This is a genomic window from Acinetobacter sp. ACZLY 512, assembly GCF_023614015.1.
Classification (GTDB): Bacteria; Pseudomonadota; Gammaproteobacteria; order Pseudomonadales; family Moraxellaceae; genus Acinetobacter; species Acinetobacter soli.
The window spans coordinates 68,141-80,726 of record NZ_JAKIVI010000003.1; the positions used below are offsets into that span (position 1 = coordinate 68,141).

At 44.3% G+C, this 12,586-nt stretch carries 13 protein-coding genes; 7 read left to right on the plus strand and 6 right to left on the minus strand.

Annotated elements, in window-relative coordinates; all coding sequences use genetic code 11:
* Window positions 1-136: 136 nt before the first annotated feature.
* The gene (locus L2096_RS04890) at window positions 137-787 is read left to right on the plus strand and encodes an HAD family hydrolase (protein WP_250364972.1); all 651 of its coding nucleotides are present in this window, start codon (window positions 137-139) and stop codon (window positions 785-787) included.
* An 81-nt stretch (window positions 788-868) separates the two neighbouring features.
* Here L2096_RS04890 and ovoA read toward each other — a convergent pair whose 3' ends face one another.
* The 3 genes from ovoA to L2096_RS04905 form a co-directional block, all read right to left on the minus strand.
* Window positions 869-3,064 carry a 5-histidylcysteine sulfoxide synthase gene (gene ovoA, locus L2096_RS04895; RefSeq protein ID WP_250364973.1) on the minus strand — a complete coding sequence of 732 codons (2,196 nt, stop codon included), beginning with the start codon at window positions 3,062-3,064 and terminating at the stop codon, window positions 869-871.
* 168 nt (window positions 3,065-3,232) lie between these two features.
* Window positions 3,233-4,105 (minus strand): LysR family transcriptional regulator, encoded by an 873-nt coding sequence (locus tag L2096_RS04900; RefSeq protein ID WP_004932688.1) that lies wholly within the window; start codon window positions 4,103-4,105, stop codon window positions 3,233-3,235.
* A gap of 91 nt (window positions 4,106-4,196) precedes the next feature.
* Complete coding sequence (locus tag L2096_RS04905; RefSeq protein WP_004932691.1) at window positions 4,197-4,439, minus strand: DUF2061 domain-containing protein; 243 nt, start codon at window positions 4,437-4,439, stop codon at window positions 4,197-4,199.
* 258 nt (window positions 4,440-4,697) lie between these two features.
* Here L2096_RS04905 and leuC point away from each other — a divergent pair, with 258 nt between their 5' ends.
* From leuC to L2096_RS04930, 5 genes are all read left to right on the plus strand, one after another.
* Window positions 4,698-6,116: a 3-isopropylmalate dehydratase large subunit gene (gene leuC / locus L2096_RS04910; protein WP_076033449.1), complete on the plus strand. Its 1,419-nt coding sequence runs from the start codon at window positions 4,698-4,700 to the stop codon at window positions 6,114-6,116.
* 16 nt (window positions 6,117-6,132) lie between these two features.
* On the plus strand, window positions 6,133-6,783 hold the full coding sequence (leuD, locus tag L2096_RS04915) for a 3-isopropylmalate dehydratase small subunit (RefSeq protein ID WP_004932698.1): 651 nt from the start codon (window positions 6,133-6,135) through the stop codon (window positions 6,781-6,783).
* 110 nt (window positions 6,784-6,893) lie between these two features.
* On the plus strand, window positions 6,894-7,466 hold the full coding sequence (locus L2096_RS04920) for a hypothetical protein (protein ID WP_004943812.1): 573 nt from the start codon (window positions 6,894-6,896) through the stop codon (window positions 7,464-7,466).
* A gap of 44 nt (window positions 7,467-7,510) precedes the next feature.
* Window positions 7,511-8,590, plus strand: a complete 1,080-nt coding sequence (gene leuB / locus L2096_RS04925) for a 3-isopropylmalate dehydrogenase (protein ID WP_004932704.1) — start codon at window positions 7,511-7,513, stop codon at window positions 8,588-8,590.
* Window positions 8,591-8,792: 202 nt separating this feature from the next.
* Window positions 8,793-9,179 (plus strand): lysozyme inhibitor LprI family protein, encoded by a 387-nt coding sequence (locus L2096_RS04930; protein WP_004943807.1) that lies wholly within the window; start codon window positions 8,793-8,795, stop codon window positions 9,177-9,179.
* 67 nt (window positions 9,180-9,246) lie between these two features.
* On the opposite strand, the gene infA is transcribed toward L2096_RS04930, so the two are convergent.
* Window positions 9,247-9,468 carry a translation initiation factor IF-1 gene (infA, locus tag L2096_RS04935; protein WP_004920223.1) on the minus strand — a complete coding sequence of 74 codons (222 nt, stop codon included), beginning with the start codon at window positions 9,466-9,468 and terminating at the stop codon, window positions 9,247-9,249.
* Window positions 9,469-9,696: 228 nt separating this feature from the next.
* Between infA and L2096_RS04940 the strand changes: the two genes are divergently transcribed.
* Window positions 9,697-10,704, plus strand: a complete 1,008-nt coding sequence (locus tag L2096_RS04940) for an AraC family transcriptional regulator (protein WP_004932709.1) — start codon at window positions 9,697-9,699, stop codon at window positions 10,702-10,704.
* A gap of 59 nt (window positions 10,705-10,763) precedes the next feature.
* Here the strand turns inward: L2096_RS04940 and truA are convergent, their stop codons facing one another.
* Together truA and L2096_RS04950 are read right to left on the minus strand one after the other, a co-directional pair.
* The gene (gene truA / locus L2096_RS04945) at window positions 10,764-11,576 is read right to left on the minus strand and encodes a tRNA pseudouridine(38-40) synthase TruA (protein ID WP_055414461.1); all 813 of its coding nucleotides are present in this window, start codon (window positions 11,574-11,576) and stop codon (window positions 10,764-10,766) included.
* Window positions 11,577-11,578: 2 nt separating this feature from the next.
* On the minus strand, window positions 11,579-12,559 hold the full coding sequence (locus L2096_RS04950; RefSeq protein WP_250364974.1) for an asparaginase: 981 nt from the start codon (window positions 12,557-12,559) through the stop codon (window positions 11,579-11,581).
* Between the last annotated feature and the right edge of the window lie 27 nt (window positions 12,560-12,586).

Genomic DNA, 12,586 nt, shown 5'->3' on the forward strand with positions numbered 1-12,586 from the left:
CGTCACTCTTATATGCCCAGCGCGTAAGATCAAAGTAAAATGCATTAAAATTGCTATGATCTTAACGAATTTCTATCGACTAGCGGAGATAGATTTACATTTTTTTTCTTAAATTTCAGTTTTAACGAGTATTTTCATGAAATTGGCTTTGTTTGATCTTGATCACACCTTACTTAATACAGATTCAGACCATTCCTGGGGTGAATTTCTCGTCAATGAAGGCTTGGTCGATCCAGTACATCATCGCCAAATGAACGACAAATTTTATGAAGATTACAAAGCAGGCCAGCTCGACCCAATTGCCTACAACGAATTTGTATTTGAGTTTTTAACCCAAAATACGCCTGAGGTATTAACAGAGCTACATGCGCTGTTTATGCAAAAGGTGATTCGTCCGCAAATGCGCCCAAAAGGTTTTGATGCGATTCAAAAGCATCAAGATTTAGGCCATGAAATTGTAGGCATTACCGCAACCAGCGATTTTATTACCGCACCGATTTTTCGTGCCTTTGGCATTACCGAAATTATTGCCACCACGGCGGAAGTGCAGCAGGGGAAATATACCGGTAAAGTTACAGGCACACCATGTTACCAGCAAGGCAAGCTGGTACGCCTAGAGCAGTGGCTGGCTGGACGAAATGTAGAAGAATCTTGGGCTTATTCAGATTCGATTAACGATCGCTTCTTATTGGAATATGCTACGCATGCGATTGCAGTTAATCCAGATGATCGCCTGGAAAAATTGGCCAAAGCGCAAAATTGGCAGATTCAAGACTGGTCGATTTAATCGATATTTCAATGTTCTCAATAAAAACAGGCAGTCATCGACTGCCTGTTTTTATTTGATTCAGTTTTTGTGGAGTATTGTTTATTTTACGCGTTGCCAAAACGTCACTTCCGATAAACTGTGCTGAAACTTGTGCTGAGTTTCACGAATCACAAACGGCACCTCTTGCGGTGCTGCAATCAGTTGAAAGTGCTGATCCAAAATGGCATGTAAACCATCTAAAGTTCCAAAACTTTCACCATCTTTTTTAAAGCCACCAATCCATTCTTCACGCGGTGTGTGCTCTTCAAGCCACGTATAAGGGGAGGCAATCATCAATACACCACCCATGTTCAGACGCTCATGAATCTGACTAAGAAACTGACGTGGACGATACAGTCGGTCAATCAAATTGGCAGCAAAAATAAAATCGTAACCAGTGAAATTGGCTTTTAAATTGCAAGCATCACCTTGATAAAATTCAACTTTGTCTTTGGTTTCTTCAAGGCCTAATTGATGCAATGAACAGGCCTTGTATTGTACCAATTCACCTTCGGTGGCGAGCGTATAACGCAAGGTTTCACCTTTGGTCAACTGTACGCTGTGCTGAATAAACCGCGCTGAAAAATCAATTCCGGTGACATGCTCAAACACACGTGCCAATTCAAAACTGGCGCGTCCGACGGCGCAACCGATATCTAAAGCCTTAACTTTGGGACGCTCGCCCAGTGTCTGGATCGCCAGCTCGGCCAGTGCCTTAGAAAAATTAGGAACCCCAAAATAATCCGATCCAAAATGGAACTCGGCATACTGCGAAAGTAATTGATCGGTCTCGTATTGAGAGCTCACACTGCTTACCTCATGGTCAGATGCAACGTAACGAAACCCTGCATGTTGAAAAAAATGCCGTCTAAAGGCATACCGCGATGAATAAAGACTTTCATTGCCACAAGAAATCCACGAACCGCCCTTAATCAAATTATGACGCCCGTCAAATGTAGGCGTGGTAAAGTCATCATAAATGGGGTGTACATCAAAGCCATTAAACGGATAGGTTGGCGTTTCGGTCCATTGCCAGACATTGCCTCGAACATCGAAGAAATCGCCTTGCTGAAACACATGAACCGGACACGACGACGCACCATAATCCAAATGGATATTGCCATCGGCACGCTGATGATCAATCTCGTTTAATCCGCTGATATCGTATATACGGTACCATTCGTCCTCGGTGGGCAAGCGAATATTCTGGCCAGTCTGCTGTTTTTTCCAGTTACAAAATGCTTTGGCTTCATGATAATTGACCTCGACAGGCCAATCCCAACGCATTGGCACAATCTCGGTCATGACTCTTAAATACCAAGTCTGGTGTTGTTTAACCCAAAATGTCGGATATTTGGCCTCAGAAAAGGACAGCCAACCTTGACCTTCTTGTTCCCAGTAATCAAGGCTTGAATAGCCACCTGCATCAACAAAAGCCAAAAATTCCTGGTTGCTAACCAAATATTTCGACGCTTGAAACGCCTCGACCTGCGCCTCATGCTGACCAAACTCGTTGTCCCAGCCATAAAGTGGGTGTGCTTGATTAATGCCGAGTTTAACCTGTCCAGATGCAACATCAATCCATGTGTTTTCAGGTGCTGTGGTGGAAAAATCAGAAGCTTTCCAAGCCGGATGTGCACGAACATATTCAAGATCATGCTGTCGGATTAACACCGATGACGTTTCCAAATGAATACGCTCATGTTCAATGCCCATTAAAATGGTCCACCACGGATGATTCCAGTTGATGGGCGGGTTAAGCGGGGCTGTATCGATGATATGAAGTACTGTTTGTTTGACCTGATCACGATAGCTTTTGACCTCGTGAGGTGTTGGCCAGTCATAATGCTGATCGTTGAGATCATCCCAACTCATTTCATCGACACCGACTGCGAAAAGTGCTTCAAAGCGCGGGTTGAGCCGTTCTTCAATTAAGTGAACCAACAGTAATTTATTAATAAAAAAGGTTGCAGTATGACCAAAATAAAAAATCAGAGGGTGCCGAAGCGAAATCGGTTTTTTATAAAATGCTTCATCACCATCTAAACATTCAAACAAAGATTCATAGGTTTCAAAAGTATTCAAAAAATAGTCACGGATTTGCTGGCGTAACGTATCGGCATTGTCTTGATTGAGGCGTGGAGTGCGCAAGATCTGTTTTGAAGCTTGAAGGAATCCAGAAGGCGATGGCGTATGAGCATTTGAAGCAGAAGATACGTGTTCGGAATTTGGTACTCTGAAAACATCATTTAGCATGCTTCAACTCCATATTTAAGGTATTTATTGTGTGAAATACCGTGAAGGGTTGAGGTGTTATCGTTATACAGCCACGTCACGGATGCTTAATGATCAACTTACTCTAATCTTGAACGAGTTATATTATATTTAGGTAACGATTTGATGAAAAACGCTAAAGAGGATGGCTTAAGCTGTAGTGGACTGCTGCGTCAGTTTAATTAAAGCCTGTGCTGCTTTGGACTGAGTACGGGCAGGATGCCAGACAATTCCAAGTTGACGTTTTAGCTCCACATTCACTGCGAGTTGACAAAGATCCCGATTCAGCAATGTTTGCGGTAGAACCGACCAGCCCAAGCCAATCGAAACCAACATACGAATCGACTCAAGCGGATTATTGCTCATGGTGATTTTAGGTCTAAGACCATATTTTTCGAATGCGTGCAAGGTAATCTGAGTGGTATAAGTCTGTGCTGCAGGCAGTAGACTTGGGTATTCGAGTAAATCTTGTAGCTGAATCTGCTTACGCTGAGCCAATGGATGAAACGGTGCCACTACAAAAACCAGTGGATCGTTCCAGACCGTCAAATAAGTAAGACGCTCATCGCCTTCTGGAGGCAGGGTAAGAAAAGCCAACTCGAGATCACCTGCAAGCACTTTTTCATGTGCCTGTTCTGAATCGACAAAATGCACATCTAAGGTGACATCTGGAAAGCGTTGCACATAATGACGCAGTGGATCGGGAAGATGATGCAACCCGATATGATGACTGGTACCGATTTTGAGCCGTCCCTGTACCTGATCGTGTTCATGGCTTAGGGTATGATGAATTTCGCCCAGCTCATTGAGCCAGTTTTTGACTTTGGGCAACAGCGAATGTGCTGCATGGGTGGCTTGAATGCCGCGTCCGGCAGATTCAAATAGTTTCACGCCAAAATAATCTTCAAGACTATGAATGCGCTTGGTCACTGCGGGCTGGGTGATAAAGAGTTGATCCGCTGCGAGCGAAATAGAGCCGGTTTCCATCACTTTCACAAAGGCTTCAAATGCAGCAAGATTCATACAATGACCTTAAATTTCCCATAATCATGCCGTGTTAAAAAAATCACAGCGTCAGGCTATTGTAGTAGTCAAATTCCCCAATGCGCAATCATTAATAGCCTGCGCCAGAATCTTGCTGAGCAGGCTGTTCTTTTACTGCCCATACTTTTTCGTGAATAAAAAAGGCAAACGCCTGTACAGTCGGCTCAAGCATACTTAAAGTTAAGGCGACCCAGAGGTTTCCGGTCACCACGTAAGCCACCAGCATAGCCACCGTAATATGCATAATGTAATAGCTTAAAGTCTTTTTGAGCATACGCTGATTGTGATGTACAAAACGAGTTAGAGTCGTCATAACCATTACCTTGCACTAAATATCTTGAAGACGTATTCAGTATAAAAAGCGTACATCGGATTGTGAAATGGAATGTATAAATGAGAATTATTATTAAATCCGATGCTGTAAACTGTGAGATGATTAGACCTGAATTGCACATTTTATATATTCTAAAAAGTTTGTTAATTTATAAAAATGATAAATTAGATTTATGTAAAAGCAGCGCTATAATTACTAAATAGAGACCATATACCCAGTCCAATGGAGCACGACGACATGGCAGGCAAGACATTATATGACAAATTGTGGAATGACCACTTGGTTTCACAGCGAGACGACGGATCATGCTTAATTTACATCGATCGTCATTTATTGCATGAAGTCACCAGTCCGCAGGCATTTGAAGGTCTTCAACTTGCAGGTCGTCAGCCATGGCGTCTCAATGCAAACGTTGCAACACCAGACCACAATGTACCAACTTCAAAAAAAGAGCGTGAACAAGGCATTGCCGGAATTGAAGATGAGACATCACGCATTCAGGTTCAAACCTTAGACGATAACTGTAAAACCTTTAATATCGTTGAGTTCGGGATCAATGATGTCCGTCAGGGCATTGTGCATGTGGTGGGGCCAGAGCAAGGTTTGACTTTACCGGGTATGACCGTCGTGTGCGGCGATTCGCATACGGCAACGCATGGGGCATTTGGTTGCTTGGCACATGGAATTGGTACATCTGAAGTGGAACACGTGCTTGCGACGCAGTGTTTGGTTCAGAAAAAATCAAAGAACATGTTGGTTCGCGTGGATGGAACTTTAGGTAAAGGTGTAACGCCAAAAGATGTAGTTTTGGCAATTATCGGTCAAATTGGTACAGCAGGCGGAACAGGTTATGCCATCGAGTTTGGTGGGCAGGTGTTCCGTGATATGTCGATCGAAGGCCGTATGACGGTGTGTAACATGGCCATTGAAGCAGGTGCTCGTGTGGGTATGGTTGCTGTCGATGATAAAACCATCGAGTATGTCCAGTCGCGCCACTATGCACCAAAAGGTGAGCAGTGGGATCAGGCTGTTGCGTACTGGAATACCTTACATTCAGATGACGATGCAGTATTTGATGAAGTAGTGGTTTTAAACGGCGCAGAAATTGAGCCGCAAGTTTCTTGGGGAACCTCACCCGAAATGGTGATTCCAGTGTCTCAAGCGGTTCCAACCTTAGAACAGGCCAAAGACGATGTACAACGCAATGACTGGACACGTGCTTACCAGTATATGGGCTTAAATGCCGGTCAGGCGTTGGCTGATATTCAGTTGGATCGTGTATTTATTGGATCATGCACCAATTCACGGATTGAAGATATCCGTGCAGCAGCCGAAGTGGTCAAAGGCCGTAAAGTGGCGAACAGCATTAAACAAGCGATGGTGGTACCGGGTTCTGGTTTGGTTAAGCAACAAGCAGAGCAAGAAGGATTAGATCAAATTTTTCTTGACGCTGGTTTTGAGTGGCGTGAACCGGGATGCTCAATGTGCTTGGCGATGAATGCCGATAAATTGCAACCGGGCGAACACTGTGCCTCGACCTCAAACCGTAATTTTGAAGGGCGTCAGGGCAATGGTGGACGAACCCATTTGGTCAGTCCAGCCATGGCTGCTGCCGCTGCAATTGCGGGACACTTTGTTGATGTTCGTTCATTCTGAATTGGGGATATAGATCATGAAAGCATACACCGTAGAACAAGGCATTGTGGCACCATTAGATCGTGCCAATGTGGATACCGATTTAATTATCCCGAAACAGTTTTTGAAGTCGATCAAACGCACAGGGTTTGGTGACAACTTATTTGATGAATTGCGCTATTTAGATGAAGGTTATCCGGGACAAGATAATTCTAAACGTCCGCTTAATCCCGATTTCGTATTGAATCAGCCACGTTATCAATCTGCCAATATCTTGATTGCGCGTAAGAATTTCGGATGTGGATCAAGCCGTGAACACGCGCCGTGGGCATTGAACGAATATGGTTTTCGTACCGTGATTGCGCCAAGTTTTGCCGATATTTTCTTTAATAACTGTTTTAAAAACGGTATGTTACCTGTAATCTTGTCTGAAGAAATTGTAGAGCAATTATTTCAAGAGTGCGCAGAAAACGAAGGCTATACCTTAACGGTAGATTTGGCTGCACAAGAAGTGAAAACACCATCTGGACAAGCTTTTGCTTTTGATATCGATCCATTTCGCAAACACTGTTTGTTAAATGGCTTAGATGATATTGGTTTAACGCTACAAAATGCAGACGCGATTCATGAGTTTGAACGCCAAGCCAAAGTTGCACGTCCTTGGGTATTTCAAGACCTAAAAGCTTGATCTACACGGGAGATTTTAAAGATAGCAATAGCGTAGATGCCCAACTCTTGTTAACATGCATGAGCATAAATTGCTGAAAACTTTGCTCGAAATAGGGTTGGGCTCCAACAATGATCAGGACATTTGGCCGTAGTGTGGTACTGACAGTATCCTTGGCGTTAATCGCAGGTTGTCAAAGTACCAATCATGTGGTTGATACATTGCGTATTAAACAGGCCGAATCAGGTCTGAACAGTAACGCAACGATTTATTGTTCGGGCGCACAACTGTGTGAATTTGAGCGTCTAAATACGACCCCCATTGTCGATGCGCAAAAACATCGTGTCAGTGAACAAGCTTTGCATCAAGGTATTGTCAGACTTGAGGGTTCAGTATTTAGTCCAGTCAATTCGATGTATTTGTCTGTGCCACCGCAGCAGTATGAGCTGGTGATTCGTTTTTATCCCATCTCTCGAGATCGGGCAGAAACATTTCATGTCATTCATCAGTTTAAAGCCAATCAGCGCTATACCTTTAAAATGTACCGTGATCGTTCCAAGCACTCAGGCGGCAGTTTACTCAATGTGTCTGCGCCTGAGCCATTATGTGTTGAACTTGAGCAAGAAAATCATCCAATCCGCCGTTTTTGTCGTCCTTTTGACGCCATCACGGGGTTGGGTGAGTTTATAGAACAACGAATTTAATGTTCAATCAGTCAATCGGCTGATATTTAGAAATGGAAACGTTCATGTCGAAGCAAATTTTAATTTTAGCCGGTGACGGTATTGGCCCTGAAATTGTAGGGGCTGCCGAGCAAGTGCTGAGCGCAGTCAATCAAAAATTTAATCTTGGTTTAAACTGGGAGCACGGTCTACTTGGCGGTGCCGCCATTGATGCGCATGGCGAACCGTATCCTGCCGTGACCAGCGAGCAAGCAAAACAAGCAGATGCCATTTTACTTGGTGCGGTAGGCGGACCGAAGTGGGATAGCATTGAACGCTCTATCCGTCCAGAACGTGGTCTGTTAAAAATCCGTAGTGAACTGAATTTATTTGCTAATTTACGTCCTGCCATTTTGTATCCGCAGCTTGCAGATGCCTCTAGTTTAAAGCCTGAAATCGTATCTGGATTAGACATCCTGATTGTGCGTGAATTAACTGGCGGGATCTACTTTGGTCAGCCGCGCGGTATTCGCGAACTTGAAAACGGCGAAAAGCAAGGCTTTAACACCGATGTCTACAGCGAATCTGAAATTAAGCGTATTGCAAAAGTGGCTTTTGAGCTTGCTGCACTGCGTGGTAGCAAAGTGTGCTCGGTCGACAAAGCCAATGTACTTGAGGTAACGGAGCTTTGGAAACAAACCGTAAGCGACCTTCAGCAAGCGCAGTATCCAAACATTCAGTTGTCCCATATGTATGTCGACAATGCAGCAATGCAACTGGTACGCGCACCAAAGCAGTTTGATGTGATTGTAACCGGTAACTTGTTTGGTGATATTTTGTCGGATGAGGCGGCCATGTTGACCGGTTCAATCGGCATGTTGCCATCTGCATCTTTAGATGAGCAGGGCAAAGGCATGTATGAGCCATGTCATGGTTCTGCACCGGATATTGCAGGGCAAAATGTGGCGAACCCATTGGCCACGATTTTATCCGTAGCTATGATGCTCCGTTATACTTTCCGTGAAGAAGCTGCTGCAAAAGCCATTGAAGATGCCGTAGGGCAAGTGCTTGATCAAGGCTTACGTACGGCCGACATTATGTCTGAAGGTATGCAGAAAGTGGGTACAGTTGAGATGGGGCAGGCCGTGGTTGCTGCTTTAGCTTAAAATAATTAGGCTCAAATAAAATCTGAAAGTAGATGTCTTGATCAAGGCATCTACTTTTTTTTATTTTTGAGTACAATGAAAATAAAATAGTGTGCTAACTTAAATAAAAAATGCGTCTTAAAAAAGTCGATAAGATGCTGAGATCACTTTTTATAAGTACAGTACTCGTAGATAAATGACAAAAAGGAATGAGGCTTTGACTATGAAATTCAATTTAAAACTTTTATCTGCTGCCGTATTTTTAGCGGTATCAGCTACATCGTACGCAGACAACTGTGACAATACACGCAATAGCTATGATGCAGTTCACTGTGCCAATAAGGTGTACGTAAATGCAGATCGGGAATTAAATCAAAATTATCAACTACTGCGTAGCAAATTAAATACCCAGCAGAAAACGATTTTAAAACGTTCTCAATTGGCTTGGATTAAAGAACGAGATCAAAGTTGCTCTGGTGATTCAGACGTCGGGACCGTCATTTATACCAACTGCCAGCTGTCTAAAACGCAAGAACGTAACTCTTGGATTCGTGAACGCTTGCGTGAATGTAAAACGATTGGTTGTAAAACATCTGCTCTAAGTGATTAAAAGCAAAACTGTTATAAAAAAAGCCACTGACAGTAGAGAGTGGCTTTAGTGCATTCGCTAAACGTGTTTAACGTGCGCGGTACGTGATACGACCTTTACTTAAATCATAAGGTGTCATTTCAACTTTAACGTTATCACCCGTCAAGATACGGATATAGTGCTTACGCATTTTACCAGAAATGTGCGCAATTACTTCGTGACCGTTTTCTAAACGTACACGGAACATCGTATTAGGAAGCGTTTCGGTGACAACGCCTTCGAACTCAATGAGTTCCTCTTTATTGGCCATAGCCTACCTGATGATCAAATTGGAAAGGCGCAAATTATAGGCAATTTTTTTCGAAAAAACAAGCCATAGGCGGTGATCTAATCGGCGTTCCACTTGGGAATACAGGTCATTTGAAACAAAAAAAATCTACAAAAATGACCTGAATTGAGTTGTCACTTTGGTCAATCGACGCTAATCTAAATTGAGAGTTTTAAGTATAAATGAAGAACATACAAGGAAGGGCGCCGCGTGGGTCAGCTAACAGATGCATCGGTTGTATTACGGTTTGGCTATCAAGCGATTCGTCGTGCTGGATTGCCAACCGAAGAAATTTTAACAAAAGCGGGTGTGGCACTGAATCAGGTCGATGCCAATTCGAGAACGCCAGTCAGTGCCCAGTACGCATTTTGGGTTGCGGCAGAAGAAGTCAGTAAAGATCCAGATATCGGTTTGCACTTAGGCGAGCATTTGCCGCTGTACCGTGGACAAGTCATTGAACACTTGTTTATTAGCAGTGAAACCTTCGGTGAGGGGCTCAAACGCGCTTTAGCCTATCAGCGTCTGATTAGTGATGTATTTCATGCCAAGCTGGTGGTTGAAGATGGGCGCTGCTATCTGACCAACGGCGAGCAAAAATTTGCCGACTCAATCGTCAACCGTCATTTTTCTGAATGTGCAATTTCGGGCGTTTTACGATTTTTTAAATTTATTACCGAAGGTGCCTTTCACCCGATTTTTATCGATTTTAATTTTAGTGAAGGCGCGCCAGAAGACGAGTACTTCCGAGTTTACGGCTGCCCGGTCAGTTTGGGGCAGAAAGAAACCCGGCTTTACTTCGATGCCGATATTTTAAACTATCCATTGTGGCAAGCCGAGCCAGAACTGTTGCAGCTCCACGAGCAGCTTGCCATTGAGAAGCTACAAGAACTGGCACGTTATGATCTGGTTGGCGAGGTACGTCGTGCCATTGGTTCAACCTTAGAAAGCGGTGAAACCACACTAGAAACAGTGGCTGCGCAGCTTAGCATCACTCCACGGCGGTTAAGAACCCAGCTCAGTGAAGCCAATACCAGCTTTCAGCAAATTCTGTCGGATTACCGCTGTAGACTTGCCAAACGGCTATTGGCCAATACAGGCGAAAGCGTTGAACGTATTGTCTATCTGACTGGCTTTTCTGAGCCAAGTACTTTTTACCGTGCATTTAAACGCTGGACCAACGAAACACCAGTAGAGTACCGCAAGCGTAAACAACGTTAAGCGACTCATAAAAAAATGCATCTAAGGATGCATTTTTTTAAGCTCAAGAAGATGCTTGATTAAAGATCGGCCATTTCATCGGGTAAGTTGAGCCAGTGGGGCCCTAATGGAGGATTTGGTAAATCAAATTGTTCAGGGTAATAAGCCTGAATGAAATACAGTCCATCGGCTGGTGCGGTTACACCTGCTGCCTTACGGTCTTGTGCGGCAAACATGGTATCGATATGGTCGATCTCGTAGCAGCCTTGACCAATTTCGAGTAAACAGCCCATGATGTTGCGCACCATATGATGTAAAAATCCATCGGCTTGAATATCTAACACCAAATAACGGCCATGGCGGATCAAGCGGCAATGACTCAAATGGCGAACGGGTTGTTTGGACTGGCAAGCGGCCGCACGGAAGCTCTCAAAGTTATGCGTGCCTTCAAACTTACGCGCCGCCACCATCATTTTGTCGACATCTAGCTGCTGATGCACATGCGTAACTTGTTTGTGTAACAGCGCAGGACGGTTCGGTGTATTGTAAACCACATAACGGTAGCGGCGTGCCTGCGCTTTAAAGCGTGCATGAAAGTCTGTACCGACCTCCTTGATCCACTGGATCGAGATGTCTTTGGGCAACTGGCTGTTGGCTCCCCTTAACCAGCCTTGTTCAGGTCGAATGGCATTCGTATCAAAATGAGCCACCATATTGGTGGCATGTACGCCGGCATCGGTTCGCCCTGCGCCATGCAATAGAATTGGCTCGTTGGCAATTTTACTCAGTACCGTTTCAAGCGTTTCTTGAAGACTGGGTACACCGGCCTGTTGGGTTTGCCAGCCACGATAATGCATTCCACAAAATTCAATGCCGATAGCAAAACGTTGCATGATTAATCCTCAGCCTTAATGGTGGTATCCCAGTGTCGATACCAATCTTCAGCATCATCATACTGTAAGTAAAGTTGTAGCAGCTTGGCATACAGATCGGCATGACCATGTGTGGTATTGGTGGCAATGCCTGCACAATGTACCCAGTCACTAATGGCATAGCGCTGATCAATTTTGCCGAAGGTGACTTGTGTGGTTAACACCACCAGACAGCCTTGCGTACGTAATTGTTGAAACTGCGCCAGAATGGCGTCATTGACCGCAATATTACCGGTTCCGAATCCTTGTAAAATTAAAAAGTGCGGTGGTCGCTGTGCAATATTTTCAAGTTGCTGTGCCAAGTGCGCTGGACGCACAGGTTGATGCATCAGATTCACAATGGCCAGTTCATCGGCACGTGCAATCATGGCAGCATCTACAGCCATCGCATTTGTGACCGTATCACAAGGTGCATCGGCCGAGACACCTGAAAATGCATCCAGCTCAGTTGTATGGGTTTTAAGAACGGTTTGACCGTGAAAAATTTGATGATGAAAGGCCTGATAGGTACCGCTTGCTAAACGTTGAACGCTCTCTAATGCTAAGTATAAATTCTCGATCGCATCGGTAAATTCACGTGTATCGTCGCCCGCAGTATTAAGCAGCGGATACTGACTACCCGTGATCACCACGTGACAGGTTTGTCCCAAAAAGCGTGCCAAAGTTGCAGACGCATAACTCATGGTATCGGTACCGTGAATCACCACAAAGTGTGTATAGCCCTCAAGCTGCAGTCCCTGAATCTGTTGTACCAGTAACAGCCAGTCTGCGGCGGTGCAGGCGCTACTGTCTTTAATTGAAGGGGCTTTAAAACAATCGACTGCGTATTGCGGTGGAAGAATGCGTTCTAATTGGGGTTGAAAGGCATCATAGGGCATTGGTGCAAGCGGTTCACCAATACAACCAAACGTTCCACCCATATAAATTAAGGCAATTTTATTCATATTCAAACCAGCAGTCCCGACAGACTG